Origin of the sequence: Pseudomonas syringae pv. tomato str. DC3000 (assembly GCF_000007805.1) — a bacterium.
Classification (GTDB): Bacteria; Pseudomonadota; Gammaproteobacteria; order Pseudomonadales; family Pseudomonadaceae; genus Aquipseudomonas; species Aquipseudomonas avellanae.
Genome location: NC_004578.1, coordinates 4396416 through 4413009, shown reverse-complemented (window position 1 = coordinate 4413009; position 16594 = coordinate 4396416). Strand labels below are relative to the sequence as shown.

General features: G+C 58.4%; 14 protein-coding genes and 2 tRNA genes. 11 read left to right on the top strand and 5 right to left on the bottom strand.

Going from position 1 to position 16594, the window contains the following annotated elements; translation table 11 throughout:
- Nucleotides 1–213: 213 nt before the first annotated feature.
- On the top strand, nucleotides 214–2088 hold the full coding sequence (locus PSPTO_RS20205) for an MFS transporter (RefSeq protein WP_005770433.1): 1875 nt from the start codon (nucleotides 214–216) through the stop codon (nucleotides 2086–2088).
- A 527-nt stretch (nucleotides 2089–2615) separates the two neighbouring features.
- Here the strand turns inward: PSPTO_RS20205 and PSPTO_RS20195 are convergent.
- Together PSPTO_RS20195 and rdgC are read right to left on the bottom strand one after the other, a co-directional pair.
- Nucleotides 2616–3563 (bottom strand): bile acid:sodium symporter family protein, encoded by a 948-nt coding sequence (locus PSPTO_RS20195; protein WP_005770435.1) that lies wholly within the window; start codon nucleotides 3561–3563, stop codon nucleotides 2616–2618.
- An 88-nt stretch (nucleotides 3564–3651) separates the two neighbouring features.
- Complete coding sequence (gene rdgC, locus PSPTO_RS20190) at nucleotides 3652–4572, bottom strand: recombination-associated protein RdgC (RefSeq protein WP_005770437.1); 921 nt, start codon at nucleotides 4570–4572, stop codon at nucleotides 3652–3654.
- Nucleotides 4573–4743: 171 nt separating this feature from the next.
- On the opposite strand from rdgC, the gene PSPTO_RS20185 reads away from it, so the two are divergent.
- The 5 genes from PSPTO_RS20185 to PSPTO_RS20165 all read left to right on the top strand — a co-directional run bounded on the left by PSPTO_RS20185 (nucleotide 4744) and on the right by PSPTO_RS20165 (nucleotide 7432).
- Nucleotides 4744–4819, top strand: a tRNA-Val gene (locus PSPTO_RS20185).
- Between the two features lie 20 nt (nucleotides 4820–4839).
- Nucleotides 4840–4916: transfer RNA gene (locus PSPTO_RS20180), tRNA-Asp, on the top strand.
- 361 nt (nucleotides 4917–5277) lie between these two features.
- A complete protein-coding gene (locus PSPTO_RS20175; RefSeq protein ID WP_005770439.1) occupies nucleotides 5278–5673 on the top strand; it encodes a hypothetical protein in 396 nt (131 codons plus the stop codon).
- A gap of 122 nt (nucleotides 5674–5795) precedes the next feature.
- The gene (locus PSPTO_RS20170; RefSeq protein ID WP_007245808.1) at nucleotides 5796–6986 is read left to right on the top strand and encodes a CaiB/BaiF CoA transferase family protein; all 1191 of its coding nucleotides are present in this window, start codon (nucleotides 5796–5798) and stop codon (nucleotides 6984–6986) included.
- Nucleotides 6987–7042: 56 nt separating this feature from the next.
- Complete coding sequence (locus PSPTO_RS20165) at nucleotides 7043–7432, top strand: VOC family protein (RefSeq protein ID WP_011104772.1); 390 nt, start codon at nucleotides 7043–7045, stop codon at nucleotides 7430–7432.
- A 72-nt stretch (nucleotides 7433–7504) separates the two neighbouring features.
- On the opposite strand, the gene PSPTO_RS20160 is transcribed toward PSPTO_RS20165, so the two are convergent.
- Nucleotides 7505–8020 carry a hypothetical protein gene (locus PSPTO_RS20160; RefSeq protein ID WP_005770446.1) on the bottom strand — a complete coding sequence of 172 codons (516 nt, stop codon included), beginning with the start codon at nucleotides 8018–8020 and terminating at the stop codon, nucleotides 7505–7507.
- A gap of 264 nt (nucleotides 8021–8284) precedes the next feature.
- Between PSPTO_RS20160 and PSPTO_RS20155 the strand changes: the two genes are divergently transcribed.
- The 5 genes from PSPTO_RS20155 (at nucleotide 8285) to PSPTO_RS20135 (ending at nucleotide 12331) form a co-directional block, all read left to right on the top strand.
- Nucleotides 8285–9700 carry a DUF4329 domain-containing protein gene (locus PSPTO_RS20155; RefSeq protein WP_005770448.1) on the top strand — a complete coding sequence of 472 codons (1416 nt, stop codon included), beginning with the start codon at nucleotides 8285–8287 and terminating at the stop codon, nucleotides 9698–9700.
- A gap of 206 nt (nucleotides 9701–9906) precedes the next feature.
- Nucleotides 9907–10680: an FKBP-type peptidyl-prolyl cis-trans isomerase gene (locus PSPTO_RS20150; RefSeq protein WP_005770450.1), complete on the top strand. Its 774-nt coding sequence runs from the start codon at nucleotides 9907–9909 to the stop codon at nucleotides 10678–10680.
- A 388-nt stretch (nucleotides 10681–11068) separates the two neighbouring features.
- Complete coding sequence (locus PSPTO_RS20145) at nucleotides 11069–11521, top strand: YkvA family protein (protein ID WP_005770452.1); 453 nt, start codon at nucleotides 11069–11071, stop codon at nucleotides 11519–11521.
- Between the two features lie 100 nt (nucleotides 11522–11621).
- Nucleotides 11622–11963: a helix-turn-helix domain-containing protein gene (locus tag PSPTO_RS20140; RefSeq protein WP_005770454.1), complete on the top strand. Its 342-nt coding sequence runs from the start codon at nucleotides 11622–11624 to the stop codon at nucleotides 11961–11963.
- Nucleotides 11960–12331, top strand: a complete 372-nt coding sequence (locus tag PSPTO_RS20135; RefSeq protein WP_005770456.1) for a hypothetical protein — start codon at nucleotides 11960–11962, stop codon at nucleotides 12329–12331. Before PSPTO_RS20140 ends, PSPTO_RS20135 begins: the two co-directional genes overlap by 4 nt.
- Before the next feature lie 191 nt (nucleotides 12332–12522).
- Here the strand turns inward: PSPTO_RS20135 and PSPTO_RS20130 are convergent, their stop codons facing one another.
- Nucleotides 12523–14295, bottom strand: a complete 1773-nt coding sequence (locus tag PSPTO_RS20130; protein WP_005770458.1) for a bifunctional diguanylate cyclase/phosphodiesterase — start codon at nucleotides 14293–14295, stop codon at nucleotides 12523–12525.
- A gap of 133 nt (nucleotides 14296–14428) precedes the next feature.
- Nucleotides 14429–16510, bottom strand: coding sequence for a carboxy terminal-processing peptidase (locus PSPTO_RS20125; RefSeq protein ID WP_011104769.1), 2082 nt, complete (start codon nucleotides 16508–16510; stop codon nucleotides 14429–14431).
- Nucleotides 16511–16594: the final 84 nt, after the last annotated feature.

The window sequence follows — 16594 nt, the reverse complement described above, 5'->3', positions numbered from 1 at the left end:
AGTCTCGCACGATGCACTCGGTTCGTCTTTGTCGACCAAGGTCGAGCGTGGCGGGGTGTCGCAGCGGCCTTGTCAAAGGCGTCTGCAAAGAAGATCAGTGCGGCGTAGTGTGTAAAAAGAAATGTCCTATCGACATTCGCTGTCGTTACGTCTTCAATGTGCCTCGGATTGGCGGTTGCGTCAGTTCGCCCCAGCCTCTCAGGACCACGGACGATGAGCCAACAGTCACAATTCAGCTTGCTCGGGAAACGTCGTTTCCTGCCTTTTTTTATCACGCAGTCCCTCGGGGCGTTCAATGACAATATCTTCAAGCAGTCGTTGATTCTTGCGGTCCTTTACAAGCTGAGCATCGATGGTGATCGCTCTATCTACGTCAATCTGTGCGCTTTGCTGTTCATTCTGCCGTTCTTTCTGTTCTCGGCGCTGGCCGGGCAGTTCGGCGAGAAGTACCCCAAGGACAAGCTGATCCGCATTATCAAGTTCGCAGAGATCGTCGTCATGGCGGTCGGGGCTGCGGGCTTTCTGTTCAATCATCTGGAGTTGATGCTGGCCGCACTGTTCGCCATGGGCACGCACTCTGCGCTGTTCGGACCGGTCAAATATTCGATTCTGCCGCAGCACCTGCGCGAGACTGAGCTGGTCGGCGGCAACGCGCTGGTCGAGATGGGGACTTTTCTGGCGATCCTTGCCGGCACCATCAGTGCCGGGGTGATGATGTCCTCCTCTCACTACGGCTGGATAGTGTCGGCGGCGATTGTGCTGGTCGCGTGTCTTGGTTTTGTGGCCAGTTTTGGTATTCCGAACGCCGCTGCCGCTTCGCCGGAAATGAAGCTCAACTGGAACATTTTCACCCAGTCCTGGGCAACCCTGCGCATGGGGCTGGGGCAAACGCCCGCCGTTTCGCGTTCGATTGTCGGCAACTCCTGGTTCTGGTTTGTCGGTGCGATCTACCTCACGCAGATTCCGGCTTACGCCAAAGAGTGGATGTACGGTGACGAAACAGTCGTCACGCTGATCCTGACGGTGTTCTCTGTCGGTATCGCACTGGGCTCGCTGCTGTGCGAGCGGTTGTCCGGGCATAAAGTCGAGATCGGGCTGGTGCCGTTCGGCTCGATGGGCCTGACAATCTTTGGTCTGTTGCTGTGGTGGCATTCCGGTGGTTTCCCGCAGAACGTGCAGGCCAATGACTGGCTGGCGATCCTTTCCTACGGGCAGGGCTGGCTGGTGCTGTTCGACATTCTGGGCATCGGCGTGTTCGGTGGCTTCTACATCGTGCCGCTGTATGCGCTGATCCAGTCCCGTACGCCGGTGAAAGAGCGCTCACGGGTCATCGCCGCCAACAACATCCTCAACGCGCTGTTCATGGTGGTTTCGGCGATTGTTTCGATCCTGTTGCTGAGCTTCGCCAAACTGTCGATTCCGCAGCTGTTCCTGGCGATATCGCTGATGAACATCGCGGTGAATATCTACATCTTCAAGATCGTCCCCGAGTTCACCATGCGCTTCATGATCTGGCTGCTGGGCCATTCCATGTACCGCGTCGAGCACCGGGATTTGAACCGGATACCTGACGAGGGCGCGGCATTGCTGGTCTGCAACCATGTGTCCTTTGTCGATGCATTGCTGATTGCCGGTGCGGTGCGGCGACCGATCCGCTTTGTGATGTATTACAAGATCTACCAGCTGCCGGTGCTCAACTTCATCTTCCGCACCGCCGGGACCATCCCGATTGCCGGGCGCAACGAAGACATGCAAATCTACGAACAGTCGTTCAAACGTATCGCCCAGTACCTCGCGGAAGGCGAGCTGGTGTGCATCTTCCCTGAAGGCAAACTGACCACCGACGGCGAGATCAACGGCTTCAAGAACGGCATGAGCCGCATCATCGAGCAAACCCCGGTGCCGGTCATTCCGCTGGCACTGCAAGGCCTGTGGGGCAGCTTCTTCAGCCGTGACCCGAGCAAGACCCTGTTCCGCCGCCTGTGGTCACGCGTGGTGCTGGTGGCGGGTGCGCCCATACCCGCCGATGTGGCGACGCCGGTGGATGTGCGCGAAGAGGTGAAAGCGCTGAGAGGGAAAGTGCAGTAAGGGATTCGACCTGCATACTCAGCTCCATAGCAGCCGCGGCACGATGCCATGCCAGGCCTTCAACCACTGCCATCGGGTGCTTTTCGATCGCGATGGCCCTGACAACGCAGATTGCGGCGTAAGTGACGGCTGAGCCCTGGCGCTGATCCGGGGGGAACTCGGCAAGGAGGCCGAGTTGGCCGCACCGGACCATGGATGGTCCGTTGCGGCGACCGCCGGATCAGTGTCAGGGCGAAGGAACCCGACGAAGTCGGGCCGGAAACGGAGCTGGGACTTTGCTCACTTTGGTCCCTCAAAGTGAGTCGCCGAGGGGCGAAAAGGTGACCTGAGCCGAACCCCGATCCACCTGACACCGCAGAACCGCCGTGTGACGCAGAGCGTCACGAACTGCATTCCCACGGAGCGTGAGGAACGATAGTCAGAGGGGCGAAAAGATGACTTGAGCCGAACCCCAATCCACCTGATGTCACAGAACCGCTGTATGACGCAGAATTCCCACGCGGAGTGGGAACGACAGTCAACTGGCATCAACGAGCGGACGTATTCTCTTCCTCCGGCATCTTCCTGAAATACGTCGACAGCAACGCACCGGAAATATTGTGCCAGACACTGAACAGCGCACTCGGCACCGCCGCCAATGGCGAGAAGTGTGCGCTGGCCAGTGCCGCGCCCAGGCCGGAGTTCTGCATGCCGACTTCCAGCGCCAGTGACTTGCGTTGCGCCAATGGCAGCTTGAAAACCTTGCCGGTGAAATAACCCAGCAGAAAACCAAACGTATTGTGCAGGATCACCACCGCCATGATCAGCAGGCCCGACTCGGCAATTTTCGCCTGGCTGGCGGCGACCACCGCGCAAACGATCATCACGATACTCACCACCGAAACCAGCGGCAGCACGTCCACGGCGTAGCGGACCCGCGCACCTAGCAGGCGCTGCGCAACCACGCCAAGCAAAATGGGCAGCATGACCAATTGCAGGATCGACCAGAACATATCCAGAAATGACACTGGCAGCCAGGCCGACGCCAGCAACCAGATCAGCGTCGGAGTCAGCAAAGGGGCGAGCAGGGTGGTGACCGCGGCAATCGCGACAGCCAGTGCCAGATCGCCCTTGGCCAGCCAGGCCATGACATTGGACGACGTACCGCTTGGGCAGCAGCCGACCAGAATCACCCCTACGGCGATTTCCGGTGGCAGCTGAAACACCTGACACAGCAACCACGCCACGCCCGGCATGATGACAAAGTGCGCGACCACACCCAGCGCCACGCGCCACGGGTTACGCGCCACCTCGGAAAAGTCTTCCAGCTTCAGGGTCAGGCCCATGCCGAACATGACCAGCCCCAGCAGCGGTACGATCCAGCCTTTCAGGCCGATGAAAACCTGCGGGAACATGAATGCGAGGATGGCGAACAGCAGCACCCAGTAAGCAAAGGTATTACCGACAAACCGACTCAAGGCTGCCAAAGCGCGCATGGTCTGTTCCTTATTGTAAAAATCAGGTGTGAAATGAATGCGCCGTCTGAGAAGACGGCGCGGTGTTGCAGGCAGCAGCGTTAGGAGATCAGATCCCCTGCGGGATTTCTTCGCCGCCCAGCGCCTCGAACAACTCGGGCAGGAACTCGCCGAACGTCAGCATCATCAGCGTGAAGCTGGCGTCCAGTTGACCCAGTGCCTCTTCACCGCCGTCCTGCTCCGCCTGATCCTGCAGCAGGTCTTCGAACTTCAGGCGTTTGACGACCATTTTGTCATCCAGCACGAACGACAGCTTGTCCTGCCAGGCCAGCGACAGCTGGGTGACGACCTTGCCGGTGTTCAGGTGCAACTGGATTTCGTCGCTGGTCAGGTCCTGACGCTTGCAACGCACGATGCCGCCATCTTCGTGGGTGTCGCGCAGTTCGCACTCGTCCAGCACAAAGAAGTTGTCGGCCGCTTTCTGGGTCTTGACCCAGTCGGTCATGGTCGCACTTGGCGAAACCTTGACGGTCAGCGGGCGTACCGGCAACGAGCCAATCACTTCACGCAGGGTCGACAGCAGGTCTTCGGCGCGCTTGGGGCTGGAAGCGTTGACCAGAATCAGGCCTTGCCTGGGTGCGATGGCGGCGAAGGTCGCGGAGCGGCGGATAAAGGCGCGCGGCAGGAACGCCTGGATGATTTCATCCTTGAGCTGATCGCGCTCTTTTTTGTAGACCTTGCGCATCTGCTCGGCTTCGATCTCGTCGACCTTTTCCTTCAGGGCGTCGCGTACGACGCTGCCCGGCAGAATGCGTTCTTCCTTGCGTGCAGCGATCAGCAGGAAGTCCTGGCTGATGTGTACCAATGGTGCGTCTTCGCCCTTGCCGAAAGGCGCGACAAAACCATAGGTGGCCACCTCCTGGCTGGCACAGGCGCGGGCCGGTTTGGTCGCCAGTGCTGTCTCCAGCGCTTCGGCGTCGAAAGGCACGTCCTGGGTCAGGCGATAGATAAGCAGGTTTTTGAACCACATGAGGTGAATCTCTCTTTCTATACAAAGGCGGGCATTATTCGCTCCTCAGCCGCTGGGGCCAACCCTGCACAGAGCGTTTGTAAGCCTTTGGAAGGATTATAAAAATTATTTAAAAAAGTGCTTGCCAGACTATAGGTCGCTCCGTAGAATGCGCGCCACACCGAGAGTGAAGGGTGATTAGCTCAGCTGGGAGAGCAGCTGCCTTACAAGCAGCGGGTCGGCGGTTCGATCCCGTCATCACCCACCAACTCGCTTTTAGTGTTACGCGCAGCGGTAGTTCAGTCGGTTAGAATACCGGCCTGTCACGCCGGGGGTCGCGGGTTCGAGTCCCGTCCGCTGCGCCATATTCAGCTTCAAGGCCCTTGAACTCCTTGAAGCAAACATAAAGCCCGCCTTGTGCGGGCTTTCTGCTTTTCGCCGTTCAGAAACTTTCTGCTCGCCCTCGATGTGCATGGCTTCACGCTTTGATCCTCAATCATGTAAGACTCTTTCTTTCTCGATGTAAGTTATTTCCTTATTTATTGAAATTGCATAGTCATTCATTAATGTGGCCTGTTTAGCCCTTGATTTCTTCTCTTTGCTGGTATTAGCTGAGTTGGTTAGTTTGATGCATCAAGCCGTTGGGCTACTGAACATCAAATCCCTCACACTCAAAAAGTTGCCAAATACTGGCGACTTGGTACTGTATCAAGTAAAGGAATGCATATGAAAAGTCGTTTAACCTTGTGGGTGGGTATCACCGCGTTGACCCTGTCTGTAAGTGCTTTGGCCAAGCCAGTGCTGCACACCGCCACGATCGACCAGCACGGCAATGTCGTTGCGCAGTCGTCCCCGTGGATCAAGTCCGTAAGTTACAGCAGCCAGAAAGATTACTTTGCAACTTATAAAGTCTTGTTCAAGGAAGGCCAGTTTAAAAAGTCTCCTGGCTTCTGTTCCGTGTCGTCTATTGATACCAGTGATCATGAGCGTCTGTTCTACGGTCACGCCAAGTTGGGCGGCGCCGCTACAGCAGAGGAAGTCAATGTATTGGGCCTCATGGTGGGCAAGCGCGGTGCTTCGGGTGATTCTTCGATGAGTTTTCAGCTGGCTTGCAGCAATTGATCGAGTGAGCCTCGTCGTGGGCGGGGCTTTAGCCGGAAGCTGAAGCTCGTCAACTGTCCGGCTTTCCATCCACCGCATTTGCGCAGATCATTCGTCCATTCCCTTACAAGAACGGACGTGTCATGAACCTACCTCTGCAAGGCATCAAGGTGGTGGAGCTGGGGCAACTCATAGCCGGACCTTTTGCGGCGAAGATCCTTGCCGAGTTCGGCGCCGAGGTCATCAAGGTCGAGCCGCCGTTGACCGGTGACCCGCTGCGCAAGTGGCGTTTGCTGCACAACGGCACCTCCGTATGGTGGGCGGTGCAGTCGCGCAACAAGCAGTCGGTCACCCTCGACCTGCGTCAACCCCAGGCGCAGGAGATGGTCCGCCGGCTGATCCGAGACGCCGATGTGCTGGTCGAAAACTTCCGTCCCGGTACGCTTGAAGGCTGGGGGCTGAGCTGGGAAGACCTCCATGCGCTCAACCCGAAGCTGATCATGCTGCGTGTTTCGGGCTACGGGCAGACCGGCCCTTATCGTGACCGGCCGGGGTTTGGCGTGATTGGCGAGGCGATGGGCGGTTTGCGGCACCTGTCGGGTGAGGTCGGGCGTACACCGGTACGTGTCGGCGTATCGATAGGTGACTCGCTGGCAGCGTTGCATGGCGTGATCGGCATTCTGTTGGCCCTGCGTCACCGTGAGCAGAACGCCGGGGAAGGGCAGCAGATAGACGTCGCGCTGTACGAGTCAGTGTTCAACATGATGGAAAGCCTGATTCCCGAGTACTCAGTGTTCAATACGGTGCGCGAGCCGGCTGGCAGCAGTTTGCCGGGCATTGCACCGACCAACGCCTACCGCTGCAATGACGGCAAGTACGCATTGATTGCAGGTAACGGCGACAGCATCTACCGTCGGCTGATGGAAAAGATCGGTCGCCCTGACTTGGCCAATGATCCCCAGCTTGAACACAACGACGGCCGGGTCAGGCATGTGGCGCGCATCGATGCCGCCATTTCGACGTGGACTGCCGAGCGATCTCTGGACGATGTGCTTGCTGCGCTCACCGACGCGCGTATCCCTGCAGGCAAGATTTACGACGCTGCCGACATCGCCAGCGATCCACATTATCAGGCGCGGGACATGTTGCTGCAGAGTGCGCTGGACGATGGCACGCCCGTCACCGTGCCGGGTATCGTGCCTAAACTGCAGGACACGCCGGGGCAGATAAGATCGCCCGCGCCGACATTGGGTCAGCACACCGATGCGGTTCTGCAAGCCCACGGTATCGATGCGGCGACTCGCGAAGAATGGCGTCGGCTTGGCATTATCTGATCCAAAGCATGGCTGCTATCGTAAGCAGAACTCCATTCCAAAACGGAGCTGATCCCGTGATTGATCATCTGGACCACATTGTACTGACCACCACTGACGTTGACGCCTGCAAGGATTTCTACGTGCGCGTCCTGGGTATGACCCCTGAGCGCTTCCGTCAGGGGCGCCTGGCGTTTCGCTTTGGCAATCAGAAAATCAACGTTCATGAGCGTGGCAAGGAGTTCGAGCCCAAGGCCCACTTGCCTGTGCCGGGTGCACTGGATTTATGTTTCATCGCCAGCATCGCGCTGGAAGAGGTGATAGCGCATCTGCAGGATCAGGAATGGCCCATTGTCGAAGGTCCGGTCGAGCGTACCGGGGCAACCGGGCCGATCCGCTCGGTGTATGTGCGTGACCCTGACCTGAACCTGATCGAGATTTCCGAACTGGCTGATCCACGCACCTGATTTATCTTCCAGGGCGTTTTACCGGTCTTGATCGGGTTGTCCCGTAGCAAGCCCGACACTGACGTCAAATCATCAGCACCCTTTGTCGGCCGCCCCCGCCTTGGGCACGAAGGCAGCTTTTTCGCCCGGTTTGGTGATGATGTAGGCGCGTCGCCAAGGCTGGTCATCAAGCAGCTTCCAGCGACGGCCTGGGCCTGTAGTGTCCTGTGCCAGCAGTACTTCCCCGGGGTGCAGCACAAAATTTTCTCCACCGGTGGTGGAAAATTCGAGGGTACCGGAAAGGGTGATCACGTATTGCTCTTCTGGCGCGGCGTGCCAGTCGTATTGCGAGTGCGCCGGGGTTTCCTTGAAGTGCAAGGCGCTGACATCGGTCATGACCTTCTGGTCAATCGATCCTTCGATGACGTGAGACAGGTTGTCGGGCCCTGTGCACAGCCTGAAAGCCTTGATTCCCTCGGTCACAACGATGGGTGGTTTTGCGGCGTGGGCCGCGCTGACCGGCAGCATCACTGCGGCAGCGAGTGCGGCACAGCCGGCCAGCTGGCGCGCGTTAGGGATCTTCAGACTAAATCGATCGGTCGATGGCATAAACATGTTCCTGAACGCGACAAACTGCATGAGCCCTGATTGCCAGTCGCGATAGCTGGCGCAGGGTTTGGGCAGATTCGCCCACGCAGCGAATCGAACCACATCCCGGAACGCTTAAAAATTATCTTTAATTTCATGTTGATGAGCGTCGCTCAGGCGATCTGTTGTCGTATTCATCCCCTCTGTCGTATTCATCTATGTCACTTGCCGGCTCAGCCTTCCTTACGCTCATGGCTCTATAGTCAGGCTCAAGGAGCTGTAAACATGCACCTCAGAACAAAACGCATCAAGCGATCCGTCGGTGACGAAGAACACTCCGCCATGCCGGCGCTCAGCGCAGCATTCGATCATCCTGATGATGCGGCTCGTTACGCTCATGAACGAATCGGCAACCGGCGAGACCGTGAGTACGGCGGTTTCATTCTGGTTCGTGACGACGGCAAGTACGTCGCGACCGAGCCAATGAACGGCAGTGAGTTCAGCTTCGACCCCAACGAAGTGTTTCCGCGCAATGATCAGGAGGGTTATGTGGTCTACCCGCAAGGGCACAACGATTACGCGGTCTACCACTCTCATCCGGCACTTGAAGCCGGTTTGCCTGAGTGGTCGGAAAGTGAAAGGGCTACTTATCCGAACAGTTTTTCGGTCGGTGATATCTATGCAGTGATCGATGATCAGGATGTCTGCCCGGCGAGTTATCTGTCCGGGCCTGACGGGTCATTGATCAAGTACACAGTGTCCCGTTCTGCGGCCGAAAAGCGGCTGTTCAAACGCGTAGCCGGCCCGGCAAGCATGCCGAGCCTCAGTACGCTCAGTCAGGTTCACAGAGCGCTGCAGAACCTCACGCTCATGCCCAGTGATGTGGTTCGTCTGCTGGCGCGTGCGGGGCGTCTGGAGGTCGTGGTGCCCAGCCGCCTGTGGGGCAAGGTCGGCAAAGTGACCGGCGACTGGCGGCCTTACTCTGATAAGGAGGGTGCCGATACGGCGGCTGTCAGGTCGCCCGCCGTCTGCGAGGCAGTGTGGCCGCCCAAGGCGCTGAGCCTGAGCGGCGAGTTCGCGCATGCAGATGACGCCGCACGTTATGCCCACGGAAGGCTCGATGCGCGCATTCATTCGCAGGTCATCGGTTTTCTGCTGTTCAACCCTGTGAGACGGACGTACCGGATTGCGGAGCCGATTCTTGAAGAGGGTAATCCGGTCTATGCGCCTTGCTCGGTCTTCCACCCGGATGCTTATTATCGGCCACCTCTGCCTGCCGGTTACCGTATTGACGGGATGTATTTTTCTTCCGCCAATCTGGCCGCGGAAGGCGGGCGCAGCGAGCAGCGTCCGTTCTTCGAGCCGGATGACCTGCATCGCGTGTTCAGTTATCGACACAAACCTGCAAAGCGTCCCAAGGATTTGCCCATTCGCTATGGGTTCGAGATGTCGGCAATCTATTTTTCTGCCCTCGATGGCGCGTTGCTCAGTTACACGCCCAGCCACTCAGAGCAGGAACTTGAGCTGTCGCGGCGCGTATCGCGGGTGTATTCAGGGGCTGAGTCCATTCAGGCGCAACTCGCTGAGGGCTTGATGGGGGCGCAGGACTACGTCCGTCTTGTTGCGGGTGCCGGTCATCTTCGCGTGTTGCAGACCAGTGAGCGCTGGCCTGTTGCCGGGTTGGTCAGCCCGGTGCAGTGAGTCTTCTGCATCAAACCTGCGCGTTACACAGATGAGTCACAAACTGAACTGCGACTGAACAATCCAGTGCCGATCCGGGAAAACCTTTGGATACCTGAACTTATCGGCCTTTTCTCCCTCTCATGCCGGTAGCCATTGATCGCGGCGGCCTGATAAGCTCGCGGCTTTACTCGTTTGCCCTTTTGGCGCATGAACAAGGAATTAGCATGAAACAGCATCGGTTGGCAGCGGCGATTGCCCTGGTCGGTCTGGTACTCGCAGGTTGTGATAAGCAGGCCAGCACCGTAGAGCTGAAAACTCCAGCACAAAAAGCGTCTTATGGCATCGGTCTGAACATGGGCAAAAGCCTGGCTCAGGAAGGCATGGATGATCTCGACTCCAAGGCTGTAGCCCTGGGTATCGAAGACGCCGTCGGCAAGAAAGATCAGAAACTCAAGGATGAAGAGCTGGTTGAAGCCTTCTCTGCGCTGCAGAAGCGTTCCGAAGAGCGTCTGGCGAAGATGAGTGAAGAAGCATCGGCAGCCGGCAAGAAGTTCCTCGAAGAGAACGGCAAGAAGGATGGCGTGGTTACCACCGCTTCCGGCTTGCAGTATCAGATCATCAAGAAAGCTGATGGCGCTCAGCCAAAGCCGACTGATGTTGTGACTGTTCACTACGAAGGCAAGCTGATTGACGGCAAGGTGTTTGACAGCTCCGTTGAACGCGGCAGCCCCATTGATCTGCCGGTTGGCGGCGTTATCCCGGGTTGGGTCGAAGGTCTGCAACTGATGCACGTAGGCGAGAAGGTCAAACTTTTCATCCCTAGTGATCTGGCTTACGGTGCCCAGAGCCCGAGCCCGGCGATCCCGGCCAATTCGGTTCTGGTCTTTGACCTCGAATTGCTCGGCATCAAAGACCCGGCGGCTGCTCCGGCTGTTGGCGCTGACGCCGACGAAGAAGAAGACGCAGCACCTGCTGCATCGGCTCCAGCCAAGAAGTAACACAGCACCTGGCTACAGAAAACGCCCTGTCTCGACAGGGCGTTTTTGTGTCTGGCTTATTTCCCGAACGCTTGGTCATTCGGACAGTCCCACTATCATGGCAGCTGTGCCAGCGGGTCTGCGTATTGTCCGACAGTCCGTCAAGATGAATGCGCATGCTTAAATGGTGACGGCAGGTCAACGTTCTTTCGGGACTTTTTTGTGAGTAAAAAACGCCCGATTTGACTGCGGCCCCCCGAAAACGGGGGCTTGAGGCGGGAAAAAAGCGGCTGTTCACAAGGTTATCCACAATTATTGTGGATAACCTTGTGTCAGCGCTTGTATCAATAGCCAGGCGGGGCCGCGGGGGCTTCGTCTATCGACAGAGTTTTGCTGAGCGGGAGTGGGTATGAAAGCACCGTGGAATTTGATCCGTTATCTGCCCGGAGCCCGGCGTCTGTTGGCAGCGGGGCGGCTGCCGGGGCTGTTGTTTGCGGTGGCACGCAAGGGCAACAGTGAAGGCAATCGTCTGGGCAAGCTCAAGGAAGACCTGCGTTTGCTGCAGGCCCTGTGTCTGGCCTACTGGCGTGGCGAGTACCGAAGTATCAGCCCCAAGGCGATTTTGTCCATCGTCGCGGGCCTGATGTATTTTCTCAGCCCGCTGGACGCGATTCCTGACTGGATTCCTGGCTTGGGAATGCTTGATGACATTGCCGTACTGGCCTGGGTCACCAAGCACCTGAGCGACGAGCTGGATGCTTTTCGCGCTTGGCGGGCGCAGCAATCGCCCGAAAAGCTGATCGTGGTCGAGCAACTGCCCAAGACTCAGGCGCTGCTGGAAAAAGAGCGGGGTGGGGTATAAGTCTCACGGATTGAACACTGGCCATAGCGTTCCACTGTTAAGATGCCAACCTATGAATCAAGCCTGATCAGTAGGCGGCCGTGTAGTGCAAGGTGACTCTATGGATCTTCAAGTGATTTCTCGTGACGGGGAGCCTGAATATGCAGTGCTGCCGTGGGCCCAGTATCAGGCGTTGCTCAAGGCCGCCGGGCTGTCGGGCAAGCGGGGTGCACAAGCGGCTTCTGAGCCGCCCGGCAGCGCCGCCAGCGAACTTCCAGGTTTTGACCAGTTGGGTGCCCTGCGTGAGGCCAAAGGCCTTGAAGTGGCCAGTCTGGCCCGTACCGTCGGCATCAGCCCGTCCTACCTGGAACTGATCGAAAACGGCACGCGTGAACCCGACGCTGCGATCAAACGCAGCCTGGCATGGGAGTTGGGCGTTGCGGGCTGGCGAGGTGAGTCGTGAGCGTGCGCATCAGTCGGCAGCACTGGGACGGGCTGCTGAATGAGCTCACACAGGCGCGTCGGCAGCGTCATCTGCTGACCTATCGCGCCTTGCTGGAGCGCCTGCAACTGCCCACCCCGGCGATGCAGACGCTGACGGCGGCCCTTGAGCATCTGGCCGCCATGGACGCACGCGCGGAGCAACCCCTGCGCAGTTCGCTGGTAATCAGCCAGGGCGCAAGTCGCCTGCCACGGCCAGGCTTTTTCGAGTGCGCCGAGCGCCTCGGGCGCTTCTCTGGTCCGTCGGACGGCATCGCCGCTGCATCGTGGCACGCCTCGGAAGTGGTTCGAGTGTTCGAGTACAGCTACCCGGAAGTGGAAGTGCAGTAGGGCCGTTATCGTGGAGGGTCACGTCCCGAATCTTCAGTGGCTATATCGGCCCCGTCGTGAGCAAGCGAAGCGTCGCCCGGCCCCACAGATGCAGCGAATCTGTGCGAGCTTGCTCGCTAAGGCGGGCTGACCTGATCAGTGGGTATTCGCGTGCACAGGCTTGTTCGTGAGCAAGCCCATCTCGTCTGCCCTCACGCCTGCATCAGTAGATCCATTCGTGTCGAGTCGATGACATGAATGCTCGCGCCAGCCACGTCTTTGGCGAAGTGTTTGGCTTGTGAGGCCAGGTCGGCCAACTGGCTGGCGTCGATATAGGCGCAGCTCTCTTCGTGCAGGTGCACCACGCCAATCGACAGCGACAGCAGCGGGAAGTCCTGACGTTGCCCCTGACGGTTAAGGGCGATGAAGCAGCCGGCTTCCAGGTGTTCTGCGCGGTAGAACCGGCGGCACTGGTTCTGGAAGTCATCCAGCAGGTTTTTGAGACGCCGTTCCCAGTCCTCGAAGCCTAACACCATCAGAAAGTCATCCCCGCCGATATGCCCGACAAAGTCCCGGCTCGGATCAACGCGATCATTCAGGCACTGCGCCAGGCACAGCAGCACTTCGTCTCCACGGGCGTAACCGTAGATGTCGTTGAAGGGCTTGAAGCTGTCGATGTCCACGTAACAGATCATCGACTCACGGCCCTGTTGCAGCAGGCGGGTCAGGCATTGCTGAATCGGCACGTTGCCAGGCAGCAGGGTGAGCGGGTTGGCATAGCGCGCCTGCTGGATCTTCATCTCGGTAATCAGCTTGAGCACATCGATCACCCGGCCGAGCCCCAGATAAGCGCCGTTGGCGGTAATGATGAAATCCTCTTCGATGCGCTGCCGGGCACGGCTGGTCAGCAAGCGGCTGACCTGCTGCAATGACTGGCTGACTTCGACCGCCAGAAAGTCATCGCTCATCAGGCGGCTGATCGGTTTACGGGCAAACAGCTCGGTGCCGAATGGCTTGAGCAGGGCTTCGGACAGCGAGTGCCGATGGACAATCCCGCAGGGCCTGGCTTCATCATCCAGCACCGCCAGTGAATTGAGGTTGGCCTGCCTGCGGAACGCCTCAAGCACTTGTGCAGTGGGCGTGGACTGGCTCACCGAAGGCTGCGGGTTGAGCAGGGCAGAAAGGTCGGCTGCTTCTTCGTTCAACGGGGCGCTGGCGGTTTCTGCCTTGGGCAGCATGGTTCGGGTGTCGCGTGGCGGACGCTCCTGCGGGCGCGCCAGCAGATAGCCCTGAACCAGGTCCACGCCCATGTCTTTCAGGGCTGCCAGTTCTTCCGGCAACTCGATGCCCTCGGCGATCACGGTCGCGCGGGAAGCCTTGGCCATTTGCAGCATGGAGCCGACGAACTCGCGTTTCACCGCATCCTGGTGAATGCCGTCGATAAAGTGCCGATCGATCTTCACGTAGTCCGGGCGCAGTTCCGACCACAGCCGCAAGCTGGAATAACCCGCGCCCAAATCGTCCAGAGCAATTGAAAAGCCCATGTCACGGTAGTGGTGCAGTGCGTTGTACAGCAGGTCGAAATCATCGGTGGGCATCTGCTCGGTCAACTCAATCACCACATCCTTGGGCGCGATCTGGTAACGGCGCAGCATTTCCAGCGTGCGACCCGGCGGATGGGAGGTTTCCAGCAGTGATTCGGGAGAGACGTTGAGAAACAGCTTGCCCGGCAATTTCTGCTGACTGAAACGACGGCAGGCGCTTTCACGGCAACTCAATTCAAGCTCACTCAGACGGCCCGCCTGACGGGCAATCGCGAACAGGTTGAGGGGTGAGTGCAGCGGGCTGTTGGACGGGCCGCGCGTCAGGGCTTCATAACCCAGAATCCGGCGCTCCGACAGCGAGACGATGGGCTGGAACAGGCTGTGCAAATCACTACGAGCCAGAATGGAACTCAGTGCGCTCAGCTGTTCAGTGATGGTCATGGTCGTCTCTGTGGGGTAATAAAGCGTCGTGCAATAAAAAGGGCTGAGCGCTTTCGCGTTCAGCCCCGTATTTCACGACAGCTTCATGACTGTTTGATGACCTTGACGCTAAATAGCCATCAATGAACCCGCCTTATTTTTTCGCGACCGCAGCGCTCAACCCCAGGTAGTCGATCAGAATACGCCCGGTCTCTGCCAGGTAGGCATCGTCCTCGGGCTTGGTCTTCTCGTCTTCGACAGGCAGCGCGTCTTCGTCTTCCTTTTTCAGCTCTTTGAGCGGCTCTTCACCCTTGGCCTTGCGGCGAGTGTTTTCCAGCGCCAGTTGCTTGCCTTCGATGGACGCGTGCTCGGCGCGGCGGTCGGCTTCATTGAGGCTGACGGTCTTCTCGTTCATCAGCTTCTTGGCCAGTGCAAGGCGATCTTCGATGAACACGAACTCGGCGTCTTTCGACGAGCGTGCTTCATGACGTGACTGCAACTGCGCCAGGAACGGCTTGAACGGATCGATCGCCGGCTTGATGGCCGGTTTGATGCTGTCCCATGGCATGGCCTCGGGCAGCGCACTCTCACCAATTTCCTTGGTGTCGATCAGCGATGGGTAAGTGATGTCCGGTACCACGCCCTGATGCTGGGTGCTCTGGCCGGAAACGCGGTAGAACTTGGCCAGGGTCAGCTTCAGTTCGCCGTGATTAAGCGGCTGAATGGTCTGTACGGTGCCTTTGCCGAAGGTCTGGCCACCGATCACCAGCGCGCGGTGGTAGTCCTGCATGGCACCCGCGAAAATCTCCGACGCCGACGCCGACAAGCGGTTGACCAGCAATGCCATCGGGCCTTTGTAGAACGCGCCCTTGGCTTCATCTTCCAGCACATCGACCTTGCCGTCTGCGTTACGCACCAGCACGGTCGGACCTTTGTCGATGAACAGGCTGGTCAGCTCGGTCGCTTCCTGCAACGAGCCGCCACCGTTGTTGCGCAGATCCAGGACCACGCCGTCGACCTTCTCGGCCTGCAGTTCGGTCAGCAGTTTCTTCACGTCGCGGGTGGTGCTCTTGTATTCCGGATCGCCTGCACGGTAGGCCTTGAAGTCCAGATAGAACGCGGGAATGTCGATGACGCCGAGCTTGTAGTCCTTGCCATCCTGTTTGAGGTGCAGAATCGACTTCTTGGCCGCCTGCTCTTCAAGTTTCACCGCTTCACGGGTGATGGCCACGATTTTACTGGTCTGGTCATTCGGCGCATTGCTGGCCGGGATGATCTCCAGGCGCACCACGGAGCCTTTCGGACCGCGGATCAACTTGACCACTTCGTCCAGGCGCCAGCCGATCACATCGACCATTTCCTTGTCGCCCTGGGCAACGGCGACGATCTTGTCGGCCGGGGCGACCTGCTTGGTCTTGGCCGCCGGACCTGCCGGCACCAGACGCACGATTTTCACGTTGTCGTTATCGCTCTGCAACACAGCACCGATGCCTTCCAGCGACAGGCTCATGTTGATGTCGAAGTTCTCCGCGCTGTCCGGTGACAGGTAGTTGGTATGCGGGTCGTAAGACATGGCAAAGGTATTGATGTAAGCCTGAAAGATATCTTCGGCGCGGGTCTGGTTCAGGCGCGCCTGCTGATTCTTGTAGCGTTTGGTCAGGGTTTCCTGAATCTTCGCCGGGTCTTTGCCGGCGATCTTCAGGCGCAGGACTTCATCCTTGATGCGCTTGCGCCACAGTTCGTCGAGCTCGGCCGTGTCCTTGGGCCATGCGGCGTCCTTGCGGTCCACCAGCAGGGTTTCCTTGGTATTGAAGTCGAGCTTGTCGACGCCTTTGCTCAATTCAGCCAGCGCGAAGTCCAGACGCGCCTTGATGCGGTCCAGGTAGCGCTTGTAGATGGTGAAGCCCGGGTTCAGGTCGCCACTTTTCAGAAAGTCATCGAACTGGAACTGCCACTTGTCGAATTCGGCAATATCGCTGGCCATGAAATAGCTGCGCGAGGGGTCCAGTTGCTTGATGTAGCTTTGATAAATAATGGCCGAACGCTTGTCGTCCAGGGGCGGCTTGCTGTAGTGATGTCGCTTGAGCAGCTCAACGACGTTGAGGCTGGCAATCACTTCGTCGCGATCCGGCTGAAGGTTATCCCAGCTGTTGGCGGCAAAAGTACTGGCTGACATCGGCAATACGCCAAGGCCGACAAACAGTGCGAGGGCAGTGCTGGGGAGTAGTTGCTTCATGCTGATTCGACGCGAGGACAATTGATAACGCATATTAGGCCGTCTGTGAGGTCGCCGGTTCCGTTGGACCCGGCCGCATAATGC